This window comes from Salinarchaeum chitinilyticum (assembly GCF_055390775.1).
Genome location: NZ_AP043888.1, coordinates 1449782 through 1471575 on the forward strand (window position 1 = coordinate 1449782; position 21794 = coordinate 1471575).

Annotated in this window: 24 protein-coding genes; 10 read left to right on the forward strand and 14 right to left on the reverse strand. The window is 68.0% G+C overall.

The genetic code is table 11. From position 1 onward, the window contains the following. Positions 1 to 16 precede the first annotated feature (16 nt). From ACZ5KP_RS07080 to phnG, 8 genes are read right to left on the reverse strand one after another with little or no spacing between them, the layout of a single operon-like run. Complete coding sequence (locus tag ACZ5KP_RS07080; protein ID WP_460923113.1) at positions 17 to 919, reverse strand: sugar phosphate isomerase/epimerase family protein; 903 nt, start codon at positions 917 to 919, stop codon at positions 17 to 19. After that, positions 916 to 2175, reverse strand: coding sequence for an alpha-D-ribose 1-methylphosphonate 5-triphosphate diphosphatase (locus ACZ5KP_RS07085; RefSeq protein WP_460923111.1), 1260 nt, complete (start codon positions 2173 to 2175; stop codon positions 916 to 918). Before ACZ5KP_RS07085 ends, ACZ5KP_RS07080 begins: the two co-directional genes overlap by 4 nt. Then, positions 2172 to 2903 carry a phosphonate C-P lyase system protein PhnL gene (locus tag ACZ5KP_RS07090; protein WP_460923109.1) on the reverse strand — a complete coding sequence of 244 codons (732 nt, stop codon included), beginning with the start codon at positions 2901 to 2903 and terminating at the stop codon, positions 2172 to 2174. The genes ACZ5KP_RS07085 and ACZ5KP_RS07090 overlap by 4 nt, the downstream gene beginning before the upstream one ends. Next, positions 2900 to 3730: an ATP-binding cassette domain-containing protein gene (locus ACZ5KP_RS07095; protein ID WP_460923107.1), complete on the reverse strand. Its 831-nt coding sequence runs from the start codon at positions 3728 to 3730 to the stop codon at positions 2900 to 2902. The genes ACZ5KP_RS07090 and ACZ5KP_RS07095 overlap by 4 nt, the downstream gene beginning before the upstream one ends. Continuing rightward, on the reverse strand, positions 3727 to 4824 hold the full coding sequence (locus ACZ5KP_RS07100; protein ID WP_460923105.1) for an alpha-D-ribose 1-methylphosphonate 5-phosphate C-P-lyase PhnJ: 1098 nt from the start codon (positions 4822 to 4824) through the stop codon (positions 3727 to 3729). The genes ACZ5KP_RS07095 and ACZ5KP_RS07100 overlap by 4 nt, the downstream gene beginning before the upstream one ends. Then, positions 4817 to 6112 (reverse strand): carbon-phosphorus lyase complex subunit PhnI, encoded by a 1296-nt coding sequence (locus tag ACZ5KP_RS07105; RefSeq protein WP_460923103.1) that lies wholly within the window; start codon positions 6110 to 6112, stop codon positions 4817 to 4819. The genes ACZ5KP_RS07100 and ACZ5KP_RS07105 overlap by 8 nt, the downstream gene beginning before the upstream one ends. A gap of 1 nt (position 6113) precedes the next feature. Further along, a complete protein-coding gene (gene phnH, locus ACZ5KP_RS07110) occupies positions 6114 to 6689 on the reverse strand; it encodes a phosphonate C-P lyase system protein PhnH (protein WP_460923101.1) in 576 nt (191 codons plus the stop codon). Further along, a complete protein-coding gene (gene phnG / locus ACZ5KP_RS07115; RefSeq protein WP_460923099.1) occupies positions 6686 to 7129 on the reverse strand; it encodes a phosphonate C-P lyase system protein PhnG in 444 nt (147 codons plus the stop codon). Before phnG ends, phnH begins: the two co-directional genes overlap by 4 nt. 234 nt (positions 7130 to 7363) lie before the next feature. Between phnG and ACZ5KP_RS07120 the strand changes: the two genes are divergently transcribed. From ACZ5KP_RS07120 to ACZ5KP_RS07135, 4 genes are read left to right on the forward strand one after another with little or no spacing between them, the layout of a single operon-like run. Beyond that, positions 7364 to 8392 carry a PhnD/SsuA/transferrin family substrate-binding protein gene (locus tag ACZ5KP_RS07120; protein ID WP_460923097.1) on the forward strand — a complete coding sequence of 343 codons (1029 nt, stop codon included), beginning with the start codon at positions 7364 to 7366 and terminating at the stop codon, positions 8390 to 8392. 27 nt (positions 8393 to 8419) lie between these two features. Continuing rightward, on the forward strand, positions 8420 to 9283 hold the full coding sequence (locus ACZ5KP_RS07125) for a phosphonate ABC transporter ATP-binding protein (RefSeq protein ID WP_460923095.1): 864 nt from the start codon (positions 8420 to 8422) through the stop codon (positions 9281 to 9283). After that, a complete protein-coding gene (gene phnE / locus ACZ5KP_RS07130) occupies positions 9280 to 10359 on the forward strand; it encodes a phosphonate ABC transporter, permease protein PhnE (RefSeq protein ID WP_460923093.1) in 1080 nt (359 codons plus the stop codon). Before ACZ5KP_RS07125 ends, phnE begins: the two co-directional genes overlap by 4 nt. Positions 10360 to 10382: 23 nt before the next feature. Then, positions 10383 to 11057 carry a DapH/DapD/GlmU-related protein gene (locus ACZ5KP_RS07135; RefSeq protein ID WP_460923091.1) on the forward strand — a complete coding sequence of 225 codons (675 nt, stop codon included), beginning with the start codon at positions 10383 to 10385 and terminating at the stop codon, positions 11055 to 11057. Positions 11058 to 11103: 46 nt separating this feature from the next. Here the strand turns inward: ACZ5KP_RS07135 and ACZ5KP_RS07140 are convergent, their stop codons facing one another. Continuing rightward, positions 11104 to 11460, reverse strand: coding sequence for a DUF7718 family protein (locus tag ACZ5KP_RS07140; RefSeq protein ID WP_460923089.1), 357 nt, complete (start codon positions 11458 to 11460; stop codon positions 11104 to 11106). A 174-nt stretch (positions 11461 to 11634) separates the two neighbouring features. Between ACZ5KP_RS07140 and ACZ5KP_RS07145 the strand changes: the two genes are divergently transcribed. Continuing rightward, entirely contained in the window at positions 11635 to 11988 is a 354-nt protein-coding gene (locus ACZ5KP_RS07145; RefSeq protein ID WP_460923087.1) for an HVO_A0114 family putative DNA-binding protein, read from the forward strand. 87 nt (positions 11989 to 12075) lie between these two features. Here the strand turns inward: ACZ5KP_RS07145 and ACZ5KP_RS07150 are convergent, their stop codons facing one another. Beyond that, positions 12076 to 13029, reverse strand: a complete 954-nt coding sequence (locus ACZ5KP_RS07150) for a winged helix-turn-helix domain-containing protein (protein ID WP_460923085.1) — start codon at positions 13027 to 13029, stop codon at positions 12076 to 12078. A gap of 194 nt (positions 13030 to 13223) precedes the next feature. On the opposite strand from ACZ5KP_RS07150, the gene ACZ5KP_RS07155 reads away from it, so the two are divergent. Then, a complete protein-coding gene (locus ACZ5KP_RS07155; RefSeq protein ID WP_460923083.1) occupies positions 13224 to 14261 on the forward strand; it encodes a PhoU domain-containing protein in 1038 nt (345 codons plus the stop codon). 62 nt (positions 14262 to 14323) lie between these two features. Here ACZ5KP_RS07155 and pstB read toward each other — a convergent pair whose 3' ends face one another. Continuing rightward, entirely contained in the window at positions 14324 to 15220 is an 897-nt protein-coding gene (gene pstB / locus ACZ5KP_RS07160; RefSeq protein ID WP_460923442.1) for a phosphate ABC transporter ATP-binding protein PstB, read from the reverse strand. Positions 15221 to 15461: 241 nt separating this feature from the next. Between pstB and ACZ5KP_RS07165 the strand changes: the two genes are divergently transcribed. Then, complete coding sequence (locus ACZ5KP_RS07165; RefSeq protein ID WP_460923081.1) at positions 15462 to 16460, forward strand: PhoU domain-containing protein; 999 nt, start codon at positions 15462 to 15464, stop codon at positions 16458 to 16460. Between the two features lie 62 nt (positions 16461 to 16522). Here ACZ5KP_RS07165 and ACZ5KP_RS07170 read toward each other — a convergent pair whose 3' ends face one another. Then, positions 16523 to 16723 carry a hypothetical protein gene (locus ACZ5KP_RS07170; RefSeq protein WP_460923079.1) on the reverse strand — a complete coding sequence of 67 codons (201 nt, stop codon included), beginning with the start codon at positions 16721 to 16723 and terminating at the stop codon, positions 16523 to 16525. Further along, positions 16723 to 17103, reverse strand: a complete 381-nt coding sequence (locus ACZ5KP_RS07175) for a Rid family detoxifying hydrolase (protein WP_460923077.1) — start codon at positions 17101 to 17103, stop codon at positions 16723 to 16725. Before ACZ5KP_RS07175 ends, ACZ5KP_RS07170 begins: the two co-directional genes overlap by 1 nt. A gap of 123 nt (positions 17104 to 17226) precedes the next feature. Here ACZ5KP_RS07175 and ACZ5KP_RS07180 point away from each other — a divergent pair, with 123 nt between their 5' ends. The 3 genes from ACZ5KP_RS07180 (at position 17227) to ACZ5KP_RS07190 (ending at position 19768) form a co-directional block, all read left to right on the forward strand. Continuing rightward, entirely contained in the window at positions 17227 to 17472 is a 246-nt protein-coding gene (locus ACZ5KP_RS07180) for a ferredoxin (RefSeq protein WP_460923075.1), read from the forward strand. Positions 17473 to 17595: 123 nt separating this feature from the next. After that, the gene (locus ACZ5KP_RS07185) at positions 17596 to 18774 is read left to right on the forward strand and encodes an inorganic phosphate transporter (RefSeq protein ID WP_460923073.1); all 1179 of its coding nucleotides are present in this window, start codon (positions 17596 to 17598) and stop codon (positions 18772 to 18774) included. 229 nt (positions 18775 to 19003) lie between these two features. Beyond that, positions 19004 to 19768, forward strand: coding sequence for a P-loop NTPase (locus ACZ5KP_RS07190; protein ID WP_460923071.1), 765 nt, complete (start codon positions 19004 to 19006; stop codon positions 19766 to 19768). Positions 19769 to 19873: 105 nt separating this feature from the next. On the opposite strand, the gene argS is transcribed toward ACZ5KP_RS07190, so the two are convergent. Then, entirely contained in the window at positions 19874 to 21682 is a 1809-nt protein-coding gene (gene argS, locus ACZ5KP_RS07195) for an arginine--tRNA ligase (protein ID WP_460923069.1), read from the reverse strand. Between the last annotated feature and the right edge of the window lie 112 nt (positions 21683 to 21794).

The following is a 21794-nucleotide window of genomic DNA, read 5'->3' on the forward strand; positions in this document are numbered from 1 at the left end:
CGCCGGGACTGCAGCCTCACTCCGGGGCTCCCAGCGCCGCGTCGACGGCGTCGTGCTCGACGCCGACGCACTGGGCGACCTCGGCAGGCGACTTCATCTCGAAGGCGAAGTAGGCCGCGGGCACCGTCTCGAGGATCTCCTCGTACTCCGAGAGGGGCCGGTGCTGGTCGCCGGTGCCGTCGTTGTCGTGGAGGTGGCAGACGTGGATGCGGTCGCCGAAGCGATCGACGAACTCGCGCCAGTCGTGGCCGTTGACCTTCGCGTGACCGACGTCGAGCGTGACGCCGAGATAGCGCGGCGGAACGGAGACGTCTGCGAGCATCGCTTCGAGATCCTGGGGCGACGTGGTGTACCGGCGCTTCTCCTCGTCGACGGGCTGGTTCTCGAGACACAGCGGCATCCCGACGAGCTGGGCGTACTCGGCGCATTCCGCGAGCGAGAGCCTGGCGTTGCGCTTCGCCTTCTCCCGGACCCACGGCGGATAGCGTTCGGGGACGGCGCCGCCGTGAACGACCACGGCGCCAGCGCCGGCCGCGACGGCGTCGTCGAGGGTTCGCTTGACCTGCTCGACGGAAGCCTCCCGGACGGCGTCGTTGAAGCTACCCGGGTTCAAGTCCCGGAACGGCGCGTGGTAGGTCACCGTCACGTCGTACGCGTCGGCGAGTTCGCCGACGCGCTCCGGAGAGGGAGCGTCCGGATGGCCGTGGAGATACTCCGCTTTCAGTTCGAGGTGGGAGAGGCCGAACTCGGTCACGTAGGCGAGGAACTCCTCGACGGACGCACCGAAGCGGACGTCCATCGCTGCCCCGAGATTCGCAGTGGCGGATCCGGCTGCGGTCGTGTCGTCGGATCCGGCTGCAGTCGCGTCGGCGGAGCCGGCGGGCTCGTCGTGGGAGGGGCCAGCGCGGTCGGGCTTCACGGCGACCCCTCCGCGCGGTAGACCGGCTCCCCCGCGACGATCGCCCGGGCGACGGTCGGGGTTGGCTCGGGATCGACGACGAGCAGATCGGCGCGAGCGCGGGGCTCGATTCGGCCGCGATCGGACAGCCCCACTGCCCTGGCGGGATTCGCGGTCACGCGGGCGACGCGTTCGGGGAGCGGTTCGCCGGTGTCTACGAACGCCGCCGCGAGCATCGACATCGGGTGGTAGTCCGCCACCAGTGCGTCGACGACGCCGGCCTCGATCGCCTCTCGGGATTTCAGATTCCCCCACTGGCTTTCGCCGCGCACGAGGTTCGGCGCACCCATCGCGACTGCCATCCCCGCGTCGGTCGCGCGCTCGGCGGTCTCGAGCGTGATCGGGTACTCCGAGATGTCGACGCCCGCCTCGGCGAGCGACGCGATCTCCTCGGGGTTCTCGTCGTCGTGGGAGGCGGTGACGGCGCCGGCCTCGTGGGCGCGATCGACGACCGTCTCGACGCGATCCCGAAGCGTCGCCATGTCGATCGAACCGCGGCGCTCGATCTTCTCCTCGGCCTCTTCGAGCGTGTGATCGTTGGAGTTCCGGTAGTAGTCGAGGAAGGCGTCGACGTCCCGAAACTGGCCCTTGCCGGGCACGTGGCTCATCACGGAGACGAGATCCGCGTGGCCGGCGTCGACGACTTCGAGAACGGCCTCGACGCAGGCCTGCTGTGTCACCTCACAGCGCGCGTGGAGCCGGTGGTCGGCCAGCAGATCGTCGGCCAGATCGATGGCCTCGGTCAGCTCCGCGCCGAGTTCGGGCGAGCGATCCGCGTCGGGATCGAGTTCGAAGGAGATCGCGTTGAACTTCGTCGTGATCCCCGCCGCGACGTTCGCTCGATCCGCCGAGGCCAGCGCCATGTGCGTGTCCATCCGTGCGCCGGAGCGCGGGTGGAGGTGCGATTCGATGTCGTCGCCGTGGAGGTCGACGAGTCCCGGCAGCACGTACCGGCCGTCGGCCTCGATCGTGGTGGCGGCGTCGCCGTCTGGAGCCTCGGCGGCGTCCGGGGCCTCGTGGGCCGCGGCCGCGTCGGCGGGAGCGGCGTCGCCGATCGCGACGATCTCGCGCCCTTCGACCCGGACGCTGCCCTCGATCACGGCGTCGGGCGTGACGATCCGGCCATTCGTGATCGTGAGGACGCGGTCGGGAGCGTCCTGCACGTCGGTCGCCCGCTCCGCGTCTGGCGTCGCCGACTGCTGGCCGCGCTGACTCATGCGACCACCTCCGCGGCGAACGTCTCGACCGGGACGATTCGCTGGCAAACCCCCTGATCGAGCACGGCCACGCGGTCGGCGACCTGCTCGACGACGTCGCGATCGTGGAAGACGCCGATGACGGTCGTGTCGGCGTCGGTCGCCTCCGAGAGCAGCTCGATCGCCGCCTCGCGGGTCTCCGGGTCGAGCGCGCTCGTTGGCTCGTCGAGCAGGAGGAGGTCCGGCTCGGGAGCGAGTGCGGCCGCGAGGTTCACGCGCTGGCGTTCGCCCCCCGAAAAGGTCGCCGGGTAGGCGTCCCAGAGTTCGGCTGGCAGTTCGAGTGCGGCGAGGAGTTCCCGAGAGCGCTCTCTGGCTGCCTCGGGATCGACGCCGCGCTCGCGGAGCGGCCGCGAGACGACGTCGACAGCGGGGACTCGTGGGATCTCTTCGAGGAACTGTGAGGCGTAGCCGACGGACTCGGTGCGCAGCTGCATGACGGTCCGGTCGTCGGCGGTCGCGAGATCGGTCTCCGTCGGGTGGTAGATCGCGGAGCCGCCGCTCGGCTCGTAGGTCCGGTAGAGACACTTCAGCAGCGAGGACTTCCCGCTGCCGGACTCGCCGACGATCGCGAGGAACTCCCCCTCGCGGACGGCGAACGATACGTCGTCGAGCCCGACGACCCGCTTGTCGTCGAGCACGTGCATGTCGAAGGTCTTCGAGAGCCCTTCGACGGTGAGGACGTCGGTCATATGACTGAGTTGATGAGCGTCTGGGTGTACTCGTGGTGTGGATCCTCCATCACGCGGTCCGTGAGCCCGGTCTCGACGACCCGCCCGTGGCGCATGACGAGCGTGCGATCGGCGAGCAGACGAACGACGCCGAGGTCGTGGCTGACGACGACGGCCGCCACGTCCTGCTCGCGCTGGATGCGCCGGAACATGTCGAGCACGCGTGCCTGGACGGAGACGTCGAGGCCCGTCGTCGGCTCGTCGAGCACGACGACCTCGGGATCGGTTGCGAGCGCTCGGGCGATCTGGACGCGCCGTTGCATCCCGCCGCTGTAGGTGTTCGTCGGGTCGTCCATCCGGTCGACCGGGACCTCGGTCTCGGTGAACAGGTCCTCGACGCGCTCGCGGACGTCGCGGAAGTTGCGCTCGCCCGCCGAGAGGAGCTTCTCGGCGACGTTGCCCCCGCCAGTAAACTCGAGTTCCAGCCCCTCGCGGATGTGCTGGTGGACGAGCCCGATCTCGTTCGTCCGGAGGCAGTGGCGAGTCTCGTAGTCTGCGTCGAGTAGATTGCCGTCGTGGCCGTCGAGGTGGACCTCGCCGGCCGTCTCGGCGGCGTCGTTCCGTTCGAGGGCGAGCAGTTCGGCGACGCTTGACTTCCCCGAACCGGATTCGCCGACGATCCCGAGCACCTCACCCGGTTCGACGTCGAGCGAGACGTCGGCGCAAGCGACGACTGCGCCGCACTCGGGGCACTGGTTCGTGCCCGCCTCGTCACCAGTGAGCGCCTCGCAGTTCCCGCAGGTCGTGCCGTAGACGGTGGCGAGATCCTCGGCTTCGAGGAGGCTCATTCGGACTCACCCCCTGCGTTCTCGGCCCCAGAGCCATCCGCCGTCCCCGGCCCCCACTCGACCCCGTCGCGATCGAGGTGGTGGTCCTTCGCGATCTCGGGGTCCTCCTGGCGTTTCTGGCAGAAGCTCGTGTCGTTGCAGACGACGAATCGGTCGCCACCGTCGGACTCGGTCCCGTCGGATTCGATCTCCGTGCGGTAGGTGTCCGTCGAACCACAGGATCGACAGCCCTCGTCGAAGCGCTCGACCTGGAACGACTGGTCCTCGAAGGCCAGCGGCTCGACGTCGGTGTGGGGCGGGACAGCGTAGATCCGCGCCTCCCGGCCCGCGGCGAACAGGAACAGGTTGTCCGCGTCGTCGAGTTTCGGCACGTCCCAGCGTGGAATCGGCGAGGGATCCATCAGGTAGCGCCCGGCGACCATCGTCGGGTAGCGACTGGCGATCTGGATCTCGCCCCACTCGACGACGTTCTCGTAGAGGTGGACCCACATCTTGCCGTAGTTCGCGTGGGCGTGCCGGCGGCGGTTCGCGGCGTCCGAGGAGTCGACTTTCCGGAGGACGTCCGTGATCGGCACCTGGAGGACGAGGATCTGGTCGTCGTCGAGCACCTCCTCGGGGATCCGGTGGCGCGTCTGGATCACGTCGGCGTCGGTCGTATCCGTCGTCGTCTCGACCGACGCGGTCCGTTCTGCGAGCCGGCGGATGTTCGCGGCGTTGACGCTCTCGTCGGAGCCCTGGTCGATGACCTTGAACGAATCGTCGGGGCCGAGCAAGGAGAGCGAGGCCTGGATACCGCCGGTACCCCAGCCACGGGCCAGTGGCATCGGCCGCGAGGCGAAGGGCACCTGGTGGCCAGGAACGGCGATTCCCTTGAGGATCGCGCGGCGCACCTCGCGCTTCGTGTGTTCGTCGAGGTAGGCGTAGTTGTAGCCAGCGAGCCCGTCGTCGGCGAGGTCGTCGATCGCCGCGTCGATCGAATCCGCGGCGAGGGACGTACCAGCGTCGGCGTGCGCGGTGGAGACAGTGCCGTCCGCATCGGTCCCGCCGTTGGCGGTCGGCTCGGGTGCCCCGCTGGGCACGTCACCGTCAGTCATCGTCGCTCACCTCCGGTGCGGCGGCCGCCTCCTCCCCCTCCTCCTCCTCCTCCTCCTTCTCCTCCTCTACTTCCTCCGCTACCTCCTCCGCAGCTCCGACGTCCGATTCCTCGGGCTCGGAAGCAGACGCCGACGCCGATTTCGCTGCCTCCGACCTCCCCTTCTGTTCCCGGATGGTGCGGATGCGATCCAGGGTGCTCTGGAAGGTGACGTAGTGCGGGAGCTTCAGGTGCTCGATGAAGCCGAAGGAGTCCATCCCGTTCACGACGTCGAGCACGAACTCCGGGTCCTCCGCGGGCTCGTCCTCCCCGTCGAGCTGGATCGCGGCGTCGAGGATCGTCGTCGCGATCGCCTTCCGCTCGTTCCGGCCGAACGTCAGCCCGTAGCCGAAGGCGAACTGCGGGTCGTCGCGTTTGGCGTAAACCGGGACGATCGCCTCCGACTCGGTGACCTCGATCTCGGTCACGCGGACCTGGTCGCCGGTGTAGGGGTGCTCGATCCGCACGGGGAGCCGTCCGACCCGGACCTCCGCGATCGTCGGGTGAACCTGGCCGTAGCCCCGCAGGGAGGAGTAGCCGAGCGCGGTGATCGCGCCGGTCTCGCCCCGGGCAAGCTCCTGCAGGACTGCGTCGCGGCTCACCGGGTGGGTCACCGGCTCGCGCGTGGTATCGGTCGGTTCCGGCCAGCCCGAGCCGGCTCGGTCGTCGTCTCCGTCCCGTTCGTCCGGCGTACTCCCGTCGACGTCGTCGGGGGGTTCGGGGTCGTGTACCAGCCCGTCCTCGCGGAGCACCGCCATCACGTTCTCGACCGTCGTCGGCTCCTCGTCGGGGAGGTCCCAGTCGGCTGTGGGGTCGGTCGGGTCCTCGCCGTCGGTGCCGCCCTCCCCCTCGAGGTCGAAGTCGAGCAGGCGCTGGGTGTAGTCCTTCGTCGGGCCGAGGATCTGGCCACCGGGAACGTCCTTGTACGCTGGAGAGACCCGGCGGGTCGCGAACAGTTCGTCGGGCGAGATCGGTTCCGTCTCGTCCCAGCGTTCGAGGGTGGAGCGGTAGGCCCGAAGGAGGAACGACGCCTCGACGGTGTCGCCCTGGGCCTGTTTGACCGCGAGCGCGGCGAGTCGCGGTGCGTACAGTCCGCCCTCGCTCATCGCCTGCGCGGTGAGCCGTCCAGTCTGTTCGTCGAGTTGCTCGACGGAGAGCGCGTCCGTCTCGCCATCGAGGCGCTGCTTCTCGAAGAGGTCGGCGGCGCGCTGGATGAGCTCCTCGCCGGCCTTGACTGCGACGTAGCCCATGCTACGCCACCTCCAGCTCGCCGGAGCGAGGAATCGCGGTCAGCTGCTCCGCTGTCGCGAAATAGGCGTCGACGCCCCGCGGGTAGGTCGACTGTGCGTCTGCGAGCGCCTCGAACTCGGAGGCAGGTAGGTCCGTCGCGACTCGCCGGGTGCCGTCGACGCCCGGACCGGACAGCTCGATCGTCGTCAGGTCGGCGTCGAGCGCCGATTCGACCGGCGCGTCGTCGACGGCGACGATCGTCTCGACGCGGTAGACGACTGTCGCGCCCTGGCTGGGTTCGACGAGGCTTCCGCGCACGCAGTCACGTACGTCCCACTCCGGGACGCCGCGGGTGTGGACGACGTCGGCCGCCGTCGCGGGGGCTTCCTCCAAGCGGCCCTCGCTCTCGAGAGCGGAGCGGAGTCGGTCGTCGTCGGTCCACGTCGTCACCTCGTGGTCGACGAGCGTCGCGACGACGGCGTGATCCGCCGGGGTGGCGTCCAGCTCGACGACCGTTCCAGGACGGCTCGTCGCGTCGCACAGCGCCCGGAACGTCGTCTGCGTGTCGTGAACTGGATCGAGGCCGAGCGCTCTCACAGCTCGTCCTCCATCGTGTCGAAAGTCACGGTGGTGTGCTTGCTCTCCGCCCACTCACGCTCGCGTTCGGCGTTCCGCTCTCGCTCGGCATCGGCCAGCGCCGTCGCGGCCTCCGGCGTGATCGGGTGGCCGGCGGCGATCGCTGCGTCGACGACGGCGCCGGAGAGCGCGCTCCGCTCGGCCTTGCCGGGAACCATCGCGAAGCCGCGAGTCCCGTCGAGGCTCACCTCGGCCGGCGTCACGACGACCTCGCCGAGATTGAACGGGCGGTGTTCGACGGGCTCGCGAATCCGCTGCATCACGAGCTGCGGGCGCGGTTCCTGGAGGACCCGGAAGGACGGGTCGTCGGACAGGACCTGGTCTGCGAGTCGTTCGAGGCTGTCGCCGTCGCAGACGGCGATCTGCTCGAAGCGCTTCGATCGGTCTGGGGGGTCGTGCATGCTCGGTTCGACCCAGCCAGATGGGGAGCGTAAGGCTTCGCTGGGTACTCTCTATCCCCTCCATGGAGCAACTGCGAGACCCACCGGCCACGCTCGGGAGTCCGGACGCATATGGACCAGTCCGGACCCAGCAGTCCGCTCGTGGGGTCGAACCCCCGATCGCTGTACGAGGGAAGGTCCCTCCGGACTCTACGCAGCCAACGGTTATTCCACTCCTTTCGCAGCGTCCACCCGATGCTTGGCGACAACAGCGAACCAGACGCAGGGGTATCGGGGGCAGACGATGGACCGAACCGCGGCGATCTCAGCCGACGGCAGTTCGTCGTGGGCGGGACGGCCGGGATCGCAGGCCTGACCGCGCTCTCGGGCTGTACCGACATTCTCGGATCGGCGAGCGGCTCGGACACGATCACGATGGTGCTCACGCCGGGGACGCCATCGGACGTTCGACAGCGCTACGAGCCGATGCGGGCACTCGTCGAGGACCAGGTCGATGGCGTCTCCGTCGAGATGCAGGTGCCACAGGACTACTCCGCGGTCCGGCCCGCCCTCGAGAGCGAGCAGGCCGAGATCGGAATGGACGACGTGACGCTGATCTCGAATCCGGACCTGATGGACGTCTACGGCACGACCGTCACCGGTGGCACGGCCTTCTACTTCTCGATGATGCTCACTCACCAGGACTCGAGCATCGACGAGCGAACGGACATCGAGGGGAAAGAGATGGCCTTCGCCGACCGGCTCTCCACCAGCGGCTCCATTTTCGCGCTCTACGCGCTGATGGAGGCTGGTCTCGACATCGGCGACGCCCCGGAGGAGGACAACGGCGACTTCAGTGGCACGTGGACGAACCACGAGCAGGCGCTCATCCGGCTCGGCGAGAACGAGGCCGACGCCGCGGTGACCTACGGCGGCAACGGGATGCCACACATCTCACAGGACGCCGAACTGCCCCAGCGCGTCCAGGACAAGAGCGCGGCACTCGACACGATCGGCAACGAGAGTCCGACGTTCCGGCCGTTCTGGTTTTCCTTCCCGATCCCGAAACAGCCGGTCTACGCTCGGGCGACGTGGGACGCCGACTACAAGAGCGAGATCGGTGACATCCTCATCAACTCCACGGCCGAGCAGATCCAGCAGTACTACCCCGAGGACTACAACGAGGAGCAACTGCCGTTCACGACCCTCGAGGACACTACGATCGACGACTACCAGCCCGTGATCGATCGCCTCGACGCGGTCGGCATCGACCTCGCGGAGTAGTCGCTGGCCAACACAGTCCTTCAACTCATGAGCACGCTAACAGTCGAGAACCTGACGAAGGAGTACGGAGACGTCGTCGCGCTCGAGGACGTCTCCTTCGAGATCGAGGACGAGTTCGTCGTCCTGCTCGGCGAGTCCGGCGCGGGCAAGTCGACGCTGCTCCGGTGTATCAACGGACTCACCGAGCCCACGAGCGGGGAGATCTTCCTCGACGGCGAGCCGGTCACGGGCTCCCAGCCCGGCGTCGGGATGATCTTCCAGCAGCACAACCTCGTGGAGGGCGTCTCCGCGTACGCGAACGCGCTCACCGGCGGCCTCGAACGGACGGGAACGATTCGGAGCCTGTTCCAGTGGCAGCCCCGGGAGGACAAACGCCGAGCGCTCTCCGCGCTGGAGACCGTGGGGCTCCTCGAAGAGGCTCACCAGCGCGTCTCCCAGATGAGCGGCGGCCAGCAACAGCGCGTCGGGATCGCCCGTGCGCTCGTCCAGGATCCCCGGCTCCTGCTGGCGGACGAACCGGTCGCGAGCCTCGATCCATCCAGCGCGGAGACGGTCATGGGCTACCTGAAGAAGGCCGCGACCGTCCATCAGGTGACGGCGCTCGTCAGCCTGCACCAGGTGAACATCGCGGCCCACTTCGGCGAGCGATTCATCGGCCTCCGGGACGGCCAGCTCGCCTTCGACGTGCGCCGAGAGGACCTGACCGACGAGCGCGTCGACGAACTCTACGGTAGCGTCGAGACCGTCGGACTCGCGGAGATGGAGGACGCGACTGCCCCGATGGTGGGTGGCGAAGACGGAGCTACAGCGGACGCCGGCGTCGTCGGCGATCCGGACGGTGCAGACGACGATTCCGACGCGCCCGAGCAGGAACGGAGGGTCGAGGCGTGAGCACGCGGCCGGGCGCGATCACGCGAGCCAGGCGGTACTTCGGGCTCGCGGCGATCGGCGACTCCGCGATCGACCGGAAGCTCCGGGAGCTCAAGTGGCGCAAAACCAGGCGCAGGCTCTGGACGCTACTCGGCATCTCGTTCGGCCTCGGGCTGCTCTATTTCAGCCTCTCGATCACCGGCTTCTCACTCGCCGAGCTGGTCGCGCAGTGGTCCCAGTTCACCGAGGCACTCACCGAGTACTTCCCACCGACGACGTACGCGATTCCGGGAACCGAACTCGGCGTCCCCTTCGTCGACGTCGTCCAGTACTACGAGTTCATCAGGGCAGAGAATCTGGTGCTCGACGTGAGGGCGAGTAGCGGCGGCACGATCAGCGCCCAGCTGACCGGGTACAAGATCGTCTGGGGCGCGACGTTCGTGACCCTCGGGATCGCCTTCGCCGGCACCGTCTTCGGGCTGCCGGGCGCGCTCATCTTCGGCGTCATGGCCAGCGAGCGCGTCGTTCCCTATCCATTCAACTTCGTCTTCCGTGCGACGATGAGCCTGATCCGGGCGATCCCCGGGCTCGTCTGGTTCATCATCCTGATTCCGCTGGCAGGGGTGACGCCCTTCACCGCCGTCCTCGCGATCACCATCGACACGATCGGCTATCTCGGCCGGCTGTTCACCGACGAGCTCGAGGAGATCGCCGACGGGCCAATCGAGGGGATCAGGAGTACCGGCGCCAGCCGCTCACAGGTCATCTCTTTCGGGATGCTCAGCCAGGTGTTCCGGCAGTTCATCGCGTGGATCGCGTTCGACATGGAGCACAACGTTCGCGCTGCCATCGGCCTCGGCCTCATCGGCGGCGGCGGGCTCGGCTACGTGCTCAATACGCAGCGCATGACGTTCCACTATGCGAACACCATGGCCTGCATCATCCTCGTCTTCCTGCTGGCAGGCTCGGTCGAGCTGATCAGCCAGCGGGTCCGCTCGGCACTCCGCGAGGAAGAGGAGGTCGAGACCACCGGGATCCTCGAGACCTTCGCCAAAGCGCCCCGGAAGATCGTCGGCTCGACGATGGGGCGGCGCTAATCCGTCGCCGACTCCTTCCACCGATGTACGTCGAATCCCACGGCCCCGACCGCGTTCGCACGCTCGGCCCGGAGCCGACGATCCACGACCCCGTCTCGATCTCCGAGAGCGAGCTGGGGCAGTGGACGGAGGTCCGGGCTGGCTGTCGACTCAACGAATCCGAAATCGGCGACTACACCTACCTGATGGAGCGGGTCCAGCTGGACTTCGCCACCGTCGGACGGTTCGGCAACGTCGCGGCCGACGTGCGTCTCGGCCCGACGAACCACCCGATCGAACGCCCGACCGCCCACCACTTCACCTACCGATCCGCGATGTACGACCTCGCCGACTCCGATGGCAGCGAGGTCTTCGAGTGGCGCGCCGACCAGCCCGTCGAGATCGGCCACGACGTCTGGCTCGGCCACGGTGCGATCGTCCTCCCGGACGTCACGATCGGTAACGGTGCCGTCGTCGGCGCCGGCGCTGTCGTGACCCACGACGTCGCTCCCTACGAGATCGTCGCCGGCGTCCCCGCCGAGCCGATCGGGCGTCGCTTCGACCCCGAGACGGCCGCCCGGATCGAGGCCACCGAGTGGTGGGACTGGGACCACGAGACGCTCGGCGATCGTCTCGAGGCGTTCCGGGAGCTGGAGACGTTCCTCGATCGCTACGCGCCGGCTGCGCAGTCCGTCGCGGAGACGGTCGACAGCGACTAGTCAGCCACGGCTCGACAGCACCCAATTCTTCGACGCGACTCGGATCTCATCCGTCCGCCCGGAGGCGTTTTCCGTGGTTCTCGAGGTACGTTCTGGCGAACCGTCGCCAGTGTTCCCTGAGATACGACTCCGCTTCCCAGCAGTTTTCGACGTCGAAATCGTCGTGTTTCACGGTCGCACCGAGTTCTCGGTAGTAGCGATCGAGGTGGATATCGAAGTCGTCGTGAGGCGTGTCGTCGATTTTGGCTACTTCCACTCGCGTACCGTCGTCCAGAGAGAAGTAACAAACCACTGCGAAGGACTTCACGTCATTCGTGCTGGGCTCGTGACGAGCACCGATACGAAAGACGGTCTCTCGAAGTTCGCCGAGTTCGTAGTCGTAGGTGAACTGAGCGTCTGGCATCGGGAGCGCCTCGTGATCGGCTGTACGATCAGTAGATGCGGTATCGCGGATAAACCTGCGGTGGCCAAATGGGAGACGGTTCGGCGAATCGCTCGCTGGAGAACCAGCAACCCCCGTAGACCGGCAAAGCGTTTTTAGTGTTGAGGTTGTAACTCAACAGTAAGAAGAAAGACGATGTCGACGCCAGATTCACAGCCAGCCGACGGAGCACGGAGCGACGACCGGGTCGAACGCCGCGCCGAACTCGCACGGGCGCTCGCTCGCGGCGGGATGGAGGGCGTGCAGGTCGTCAGCCTGGAGACGGCTGCGTTCGCTCTCACGCCAAAACGCCTCGAACTGATCCAGACGATCCGGTCGGAGGCGGTCGAATCGGTCCGGGACCTCGCCAGTCGCGTGGGGCGAGATCCAGGCCAGGTGAGCCGAGATCTCGCTGCCCTCGCCGAGCGAGGAATCGTCGAGTACGAGGAATCAGGACGTGCGAAACGGCCCGTTCTCGTCCAGGAGCACGTCGTCGTCGAGCCGATCTGAACGCTGTAGTGTTGCCCGTCGCCGCGTCGTTTGGCACTCCGAAAGGAGCCATTCGCGGAGTCCCTCGACGACAATCGCGACGGCCGCTCACACCGGCGCGTGCTCGGGCTGGACGCCGGCGTGGAGCCGCACCGCGATCTCGGCGGCGTCGACCCAGTAGTAGATCGCTCGCTCGAGCGCGCGGGTGACCGTGACGAGGTAGGCGTAGACGTCCCGATCGTAGGCGGTGACGAGTTCGAACAGCTCGTCGAGGTCGCGGTGGACGGCCTCCTCGGTGGCCTGGAGCGGCTCGAAGGCGTCGAGGTCGGCCTCGAAGCACACCTTGCCGAACAGTCGGTTGATCTCCGCGCCGGCGTCGAACACCGAGCGAACGCGCTCGTCGACGACGCCCGTCGCGGTGACGTCGCGTTCGTCGACGACGTCGGCGATGAAACAGGCGCGATCCCCGACGATCTCGAGGTTGGTCGCGATCGTCGCGAGGTCCGATGCCACGCGGTTTCCCGGCCAGTCGGTCGTCAGCGTGTAGGATTTCAGCTCGTCGATGACGGCGAAGTAGCGCTCGTTCGTGAGCGACTCCAGAGCGCCCGGCGGCTCGTCGGGCGTCTCCCCGACGTATGACTGCTGGACGGCCTCGTACTGCGTTGCAGTCACCTCGTCCAGGCGCTCCAGGAGGTCCAGCACTGCGCGGCCACGTCGGACCTCCGACGCGGTCGGAGCACCGGCGGCTCCTGCACCGACTGGCGAGTGGACGCCGTCGGACTCGTCGCTGGACCCCGCTTCGCCGTCGAAGAACTGGGAAACGCCGCCGGCTGTCGCGTAGACTGCGGCGTCGTCGACGACGTAGGCTTTCCGAACGACCGCCTCGCGTTTGAGTTCCTGGAGGAGCTCCGAGCAGTACTGCTCGGAGATGCCAACGGCCTCGGCCAGCTCGGCCTTGGTCGACGGTGCCGTCCGATCGACGGTCTCGATCACCTGCGCGAGCGTCGCGTCGCGGCCCTGTGTTGTGGCGTCCCGCGGACGGTGCCACGTTTGCCGGGACATAGCGCTCGTGGCAGGGGCCCGTCCATGAGTGTGCCCCACAGACTGTCCGGACGGGTCCGGACTCGTCCGTGGAGACCGACGCGCTCCCCGTGTTCGTCCCGATCAGCGAGGCCACGGTACCGATATGTACCGGTTAGCACCGGCACGTTCCACTCATAGCAACGGTAACGGGGGGTCCCGCAGATGCTTCGATCATGGAGACCCGCAAGGTCCAGCTCTCCGGAGGGACGACCTACACCGTCTCGCTGCCGAAGGCCTGGGCGGAAGAACACGGGATCGCTGCCGGCTCGGTCCTCGCTCTGCATCCCAACGGAGACGGCTCGCTGCTGGTCGAGCCCTCGGGCACCGCAGACGCTACGGACCGGTCTGCGACGGTCGACGTCTCGACGACCAGCACGGACGCCGTCCGCGAGCGGATCCGCGCGCTCCACGCCGTCGGGTTCGACGAGGTCGTCCTGCTCGATCGCTCCGGGCACGGCGAGGAGCGCCGTCGAGCGGTGGCGACGACCGTCGCAGAGCTCTCCGGGTTCGAACTGCTCGACGCCTCGGACACGCGAATCGAGCTCACGAACCTCATCGACGCGACGAACGTCGACGTTCGCAAGAGCGCGCTCAGACTCCGGCTCGTCATGCTGGCGATGCACCGGGACGCCGTCGCCGCCGTCGTCGAGAACGACCGCGAACTCGCAGAGCGCGTCGTCTCCCGCGACGCCGAAGCGGACAAGCTCTTCGCGATGGTGACCCGGCACTTCCGACGAGCGTTGACGGACCTCCAGGAAGTCGAGAAGCTCGATCACTCCCGCGACGACCTCTTCGAGTACTACTACGCGTGCAGGCAGTTCGAGCGCGTCGCCGATCACGCGGTGAAGATCGCCCGGTTCGCACTCGATCCCGACGCCGGGCTCCCGGACGGCTTCGACGACCGCCTCGAGACGTTCGGTGCGGACGCACGCGGCATCGTCGACGACGCGGCGAGCGTGGTGCTCGCCGACGGTGCCGTCGAGACGGCCAACGACGCGCTGGCGCGACGGGACGCCCTCGTCGAGGAGATCGAGACGCTGGATCGGGAACTCTACGATCACGACGTTCCCGGCGAGGCCCACACCGTCGGGCTGGTACTCGACAGCCTCCGCCGGACGGCCGAGTACGGCGCCAACGTGGGCGGGATCGCGATCCAGCAGGTCTCGCGCCAGTCGGTCGACGAGACGCCGACGCCAGCGCTCGATCGGTGAGGATCGGAGAAGAACGCTGGCACCGCGTCAGCCGCCCGGGAACGGTCGTCGGTCCCGGAGCGCTACCCGAACTTGCCCGTGATGTAGTCCTCGACGCGGTCGTCGTCGGGGTTCTCGAAGATCTTCTGGGTGTCGTCGTACTCGACGAGCTCGCCGCCGGTGAGGAAGACTGCGGTGCGGTCGGAGATCCGCGCCGCCTGCTGCATGTTGTGGGTCACGACGACGACGGTGTAATCCTCGGAGAGCTCCTCGATGAGGTCCTCGACCTTCGAGGTCGCGACGGGATCGAGCGCGCTCGCGGGCTCGTCCATCAGGAGGACCTCGGGGTCGGGCGCGATCGCCCGGGCGATACAGAGGCGCTGTTGCTGGCCACCGGAGAGGTCGAGGCCGGAGGAGTCGAGCTGGTCCTTGACCTCGTCCCAGAGCGCGGCCCGCTTGAGCGCCTGCTCGATCTTCTCGTCGTCGGCCTCCTTGCCCTGGACCTCCAGGCCGTAGGCAACGTTGTCCCGGATCGACTTCGGGAACGGGTTGGGCTTCTGGAATACCATCCCGATCGTCCGGCGGAGCGCGACGGGATCGACGTCGTCGTCGTAGACGTTCTTCCCGCGGAACCGCAACTCGCCGTCGACGGAACAGCCCTCGATGAGGTCGTTCATGCGGTTGATACACCGCAGGAAGGTGGACTTCCCACAGCCCGATGGGCCGATGATCGCCGTGACGCGGCGCTCGGGGATCTCCATCGTGGTGGGTTTGAGCGCCTGTTCGTCGCCGTAGTGGACCTCGAGCTCGCGCGTTGCGAGAACGGTGTCGGCCCGGTGGACGGTCCCGCCGTCGTCCGCCGTCGAGACCGTGGTGTCGATGAGGACGTCGTCATCGGCGTCGTCGCCGGCTGACGCGTCCCGATCCGTTCCCCCGTCCCCGTCCGCCTCGGAGGTCGTCGGTGGTGCTGTGTCGGTCATGACTGGATCCAGCGCGGAATGGCCCGCCCCGCCGCGGAGTCGGTCCGCTCGCCCGACGGTTGCGGCCATTGGTCTAAATACCCTACTATTATCGCTCCATATCCATATATAGAGACAAATACCGCTACTGGAAGGGACGTACCGAATACAGGCGTAGCGCCCCGTTCTGGTGACAGGAAGGCAATAGCTGGCGCTATATATGATAGCGTGGACTTATGGACCTCCAGTCTAACTCCCAGGTATGGAGACGCGAAAGGTCCAGCTCACCGGGGGGTCGACGTTCACGGTGTCACTTCCCAAGGAGTGGGCGACCGAGAACGGCGTCGAGGCCGGGAGCGAGGTCGAGTTCCACCACGAATCCAACGCACTCGTGTTGACGCCGCGCCGGGAGTCCGGCCGCACCGAGGGGACGCTCGACGTCGGCGGGCTCGAAGGCGAGCGGCTCACGCGCGCCGTGATGACGATGTACGTCAGCGGGTTCGACGTCATCACGCTGCAGGGAGACGCGATCTCTGCCGACCAGCGCCAGGCGATCCGGGACGCTGCCCAGGGGCTCGTCGGCGTCGAGGTCATCGAGGAGACGAGCGACCGCGTCGTCGTCCAGGACCTGCTCGACTCCTCGGAGCTGTCCGTCGACAACGCGGTCACGCGGATGCGCCTCATCGCGCTCGGCATGCTGGAGGACGCCGTCCGTGGCCTCCTCGAGAACGACGACGACGTCGCGGCGAGCGTCGTCGACCGGGACGACGACGTCGATCGCCTCTGGTTCGTCGTCTCGCGGGTGTTCCGCGCCACGCTCCGCTCGCCGAGCGCAACGGAGGAGCTCGGCCTGCCCCGCGAGGTCTGTTTCGACTACCACTCGAGCGCTCGCCAGCTCGAACGCATCGCCGACCACGCCGCCAAGATCGCCCAGTTCTCGAAACAGCTCGAGGAGATCGACGACGACGTCGCGACCGCGCTCACCGAGCTCCACGACGACGCTGCCGACGTGATCGACACGGCGATGGACGCGCTCTTGGAGGAGGACAGCGACCGATCCACGGAGCTGGCCCGCGACGCGACGGACTCGATCCTCGACATCGACCAGCACGCCCGACACATCGACGACCTGCTGCGCGAGCAGGATCCCCAGGAGGCCCAGCACCTCGGGCTGATCGTCGACTCCCTCTCCCGCAGCGCGGACTACGGGGGGAACGTCGCCGAGACCGCACTGCAGAACGCCGCGCCGAAGCCGCCCTAAACCGACCGACCGGCGCGACCGTCGTTCGATACCTTACTGACGATTCCTGCGGCGCGTATCCGTCACTCCCGCACTGTGAGCAGCCGGCGCTCCGCTCGCGGGGTGAGCAGCGTCGAGACGATACCGACGACGACCATCCCGCCGAACAGCACCGGCCAGTCGACGGTCGCATCGCCGACGATGCCGTACCCCTGGTAGAGCACGCCGAAGGCGAGCGCGCCGATCACGCCCCAGAGGAGGGCGCTCTTTCGGGCGGGATCCATCACTCGATCGCCGCGATCGCTTCGATTTCGACGCCGACGCCCTTCGGGAGCGCGTCGACGCCGACGGCGCTCCGGGCCGGCGGCTCCCGCTCGAAGTAGCCCGCGTACGTCTCGTTCATCGCGTCGAAGTCGTCGATGTCGTCGAGATAGACGGTGACCTTCAGCACGTCCTCGGGCTCGGCACCGCCCTGGGCGAGCACGGCGACCACGTTGTCCAGCGCCTGCTCCGTCTGGTCGGCGATGGGCTCGCCGTCGAGGAGTTCGCCGTCCGGCGTCAGGGGAATCTGTCCGGCGGTGAAGACGATGTCGTCGGTGCGGGTACCCTGGCTGTACGCGCCGACGGCCTCCGGCGCCGCGTTCGTGTCGATAATGCGCTTCATGCTCGGCTGTCGGGCCGGTTCGGCCTTAACGCTGGCGTGGGGAACCGTGGCGCTCGCACGGCGATCGAACCGCGAACGGCGGCGGTCGCCACGCCTATGGTCGCCTCCCGCCAAGCCCTGCTCATGCGCGTCGAGTACGATCGCGACGTTTGTATCGGCATGTTCCAGTGCGTCGCGGAGTGGGACGCATTCGAGAAGGACGAGGACGCCGGCAAGGCCGTCCTCGCGGAGAGCGAGGAGGCCGAGGACGACCTGTTCGTCCGCGAGGTGCCCGAGGGGTCGGAGCTCGACGCGAAGTTCGCGGCGCGGGCCTGCCCCGTCGACGCCATCGCGATCTACGACGACGACGGCGAGCAGCTCGTTCCCTGAGCGGACACGAACCGGCCCTGCAATCGTTCGCCCGATCTCGGTGCGGGGGAAGCGCGGTCGCGGTCGGTCGTCGGGCCGCTCGCAGACGCACCACTTAACAGCCCGCCGGGGCTGGTATCTATCGTGCCTGAAGCGCTCCTCATCGTCGGGCTGATCGTCGCCGTCTTCGTCGGGTACAACATCGGCGGCTCGACGACCGGCCCAGCGTTCGGCCCCGCTGTGGGCGCGGACGTGATCTCGAAGGCGACCGCGGCCGCGCTGATGTCCGTGTTCTTCTTCGTTGGCGCGTGGACGATCGGCCGGCGCGTCGTCGACACACTCGGGAGCGACCTCGTCGGCGACCCCGGCGTGTTCACGCTGGAAGCCAGCATCGTCGTCTTGCTGTTCATCGGGCTGGCGCTGTTCATCGGGAACTACGCGGGCGTGCCGGCCTCGACGTCGATGACGGCCGTGGGCTCGATCGCCGGGCTCGGCGTGGCCACCGGGGAGCTCCAGTGGCAAGTGATGGGCGAGATCGTCACCTGGTGGATCGTCGCGCCGGTCGTCGGGTTCTGGGTCTCCGGGGTCATCGGCCGCTACGTCTACCCGACGCTCAACCAGTGGGTCGCCCTCCACAGCACCGAGGGAGAACTCCTCGAACTGGACCGGTCGGGGACGATCCCGCGGCCGGTTCGCGGCCCGAACACCACTGACAAGGAGATCGCCGGGGCGACCATCGTCGTCGTCATCGGCTGCGTGATGGCCTTCTCCTCGGGAACCTCGAACGTGGCGAACGCGATCGCGCCGCTGGTCGGCAGCGGCGAACTCGGGATGAACCCCGGGATCATCATCGGCTGCGTGGCGGTCGGTATCGGGGCGTTCACCATCGCGCGGCGGACCCTCGACACGCTCGGCAACGACATCACGGATCTGCCACTGACGGCGGCGATCGTCGTCGCGACGGTGAGTTCGGCGATCGTCGTCGCGCTCTCGCTGCTGGGGATCCCCGCGAGCTTCGTCGTCATTGCGACGATGTCGATCATCGGGCTGGGCTGGGGGCGGGCGACCCGCTCGGTGACCGTCTCGGACGTTCGCACGGGCGAAGAGTCCCCGCGGGTCTCCGTCGGCGCGCTCGCCGCCGACGAACCCGGCGAGGCAGCGCCAGAGATGGGCGAAGAAGAACCCGACGACATCCCGCAGGCGTCGGACCTGTTCGACCCCGAGACCACCGGCCGGGTGATCCTCATGCAGAACGTCGTTCCAGTGATATCGACGGTCGGTGCCTACGCCGCGTTCACCGTGCTGTACGCGTTCTGGTGGTGAGGCGGCCGATCGTTCGATCGACTGTCGATCGGCACGTTGGCTGTCCGAGCACGTAGCGATTCCTCAATCGGTGAATCGACGCATCGAGCGACGCGTCGACGTTCCGAGCGACGTACCTCCGCCCCGACCAGCCCATCGCTGCTCGGAGGGCAAACGCGACGATCGACGGTTCCCCGTCCGATCGTGCCGGCATTTATTAGGCAGCCCCACGCGAATTCAGGAAGAACCGATGTCCGAGCAGCACGTCTTCGCGGTCGCGAGCGGAAAGGGCGGCGTGGGGAAGACCACGACGGCCGTCAACGTCGCGACGGCGATCGCCGGCGGCGGCTTTCGCGTCGCGGTCGTCGACGCCGACCTCGGGATGGCCAACATGTCCGGGCTGCTCTCGCTGGATCCCGGCGACGCGACGCTCCACGACGTGCTCGCCGAGGAGGCCGACGTGACCGAGGCCACATACGAGGTCGCTCGCGGTATCTTCGCGATTCCCTCCGGCGAGGAGCTCGACAGCTACGCCAAGACCGACGCCCGCGGGCTCGGCGACGTCGTCGAGGACCTTCGCGGGCGCTTCGACTACGTCTTCCTCGACGTCGGGGCGGGGATCAGCCACGAGACCGTGCTTCCACTCGGCGTCGCCGACGGCGTCATCCTGATCGCGACGCCCGAGCCGGCGGCCGTCAACGACGTGGGGAAGACGATGGACCTCGTCGAGCGCGCCGACGGCGAGGTGCTCGGTCTCGTGGTGACGCGCACCCGCGCCACGGACGCCATCGATCCCGAAGATGCGGCGGCGGACCTCGGAATCGACCTGCTCGGAACGGTGCCCGAAGACGCTGCACTGCGGGGCAGCCTCTACGCCGGCGTGCCACTCGTCGTGCAGAACCCCGAGAGCAAGGCATCCATCGGCTATCGCCGGATCGCCGCACAGCTCGCGGATCGAACCGGGGCCTCGAAACCGGAAGCGGTGCCGGACGACGTAGAATCCACCGACGGCTGACGGCGGCGCAGCATCGATCGCCATTTGCGCGACCCTCGATCCGTTTCTCGTTTCCTATTCGTTCCCCGGTTGGCCGGCTCGTACCGCCGACGCCTTCGCCCGACCCTACATCGACTCCGGAGCGGCGACGCCGAGCACGTCCAGCGCGTTGGCGAGCGTCGTCCGCGCCGCGAGCACCGTGCCGATCCGGGCCTGCTGGAGCTCCCCGTCGGCGTCGAGCACCGGGCAGGAGCGGTAGAATGCGTTGAATCGATCGGCGAGCGTGCGGACGTAGGTCGCGACGACGTGGGGCTGGAGGTCCTCGGCAGCGTCCTCGACGACCGCCGGGAACCGCCCGATCGTGAGCAGCAGGTCGCGGGCCGCGTCTTCTTCCAGGGCCGCCGCGTCGACGCCGCCATCGTCGGGGATTGCGACGCCCGCGGACCGCACTTCGTCGAGGATCCCACAGCAACGCGCGTGGGCGTACTGGAGGTACGGCGCGGACTGGGCCTCGAAGTCCAGCGCGCGCTCCCAGTCGAAGGTGATCGCCTTCGTGGGCTGCTTGCTGACGACGTCGTAGCGCACCGCGCCGATGCCGACCTGGCGGGCGATCCGCTCGACGTCGGCCTCGCTCAGGTCGTCGTCGCGGAGGCGGTCGGCGGCGCGTGATTCGTACTCCGCGCGGGCGCGCTCGATGGCTTCGTCGAGGAGGTCGTCGAGGTCGATCCCAGTGCCCTCTCGCGTACTCATCCCCTCGCCGCCGGGGAGGTTCACCCACGAGTAGTGGATCGAGTCGAGGCGGTCCGTGTCGTTGCCCAACAGGTCGAGCGTCGCCTGGAGCTGCTTTGCCTGGAGCTTGTGGTCCTCGCCGAGGACGGTGACCGCGCGGTCGTAGTTCTCGAACTTCCACTCGTGGTGGGCGATGTCCCGCGTCGCGTAGAGGCTGGTGCCGTCGGAGCGCTGGAAGACGAACTGCTTCTCGATGCCGAACTCGGCGAGATCGAGCTGCCAGGCCTCCTCCTCGTAGACGGCCTCCTCGAGGTTCTGCATCCGCTCCATCAGCGCCTCGACGGAGCCGTCGAACATGAACCGCGTCTCCTTGACGAACTCGTCGAACTCCGCGGGAAGGCGGTTGAGCGAGTCCTGCATCCCCGAGAGCACTGCATCGACGACCTCGGTGGTGCGCTCGTAGGTGGCCTCGTCGCCTTCTTCCAGGCCCTGCATGATCGCCTGGATCTCGTCCTCTGCGGCCTCGATGGCGGCCTCGTCCGCGTCGGGGTGCTCGCCGTCGAGGGAGGCGTTGCCCAGCCGGTAGTAGCGGACGAGGTCGTAGTCCGGCTTGTCGCGTTCTGGCTCGGCGTAGCCGGCGTCGGCGAGATCCGCCTCGTCGAACGTCTCGTACGCCCAGGTGAACGTCGCGATCTGGCGGCCGGCGTCGTTGACGTAGTAGTGAACGTCGACGTCGTAGCCGGCGTAGTCCATGAGCCGCGCGACGGAGTCGCCGATGATCGGATTTCGTGCGCGCCCGACGTGGACCGGTCCCGTCGGATTCGCGGAGGTGTGCTCGACGACCATCGAGGTGTCGCGATCGGGGAGGTGCCCGTAGGCCTCGTCGGCCGCGGCCTCGACGGTCGCGGCGAGGTAGGCGTCCGCGGGGAAGACGTTCACGTACGGGCCAGCAGCCTCGACGCGATCGACGAACTCGAGGTCGGCGCAGTCGTCGGTCTGGGCCTCGATTTCAGCGACGATCTCGCCGGCGACCTGTGGCGGCGGCGCGCCGGCCTCGCTCGCCAGCCGGAAGGCGACGCTGGAGGCCAGCACGGCGTCGACGTCCTCGGGCGGCTCCTCCAACCCGAGATCGCCAGTCGGGTAGCCCTCGGCGGCGAGGGCCGCCTCGATGGCCTCGGCGGCCTCCGCGCGAAGCTGTCTGAACATGGAGAGCGGTACTTTCGGGGTCGGTTTGAGGCTGTCGGGATGGGCGCGACGGCGTCACCGGTGTTCCGGCGGCGGAGCGGACAACGACCGCGCGACGATCCGGCTCGGCGGT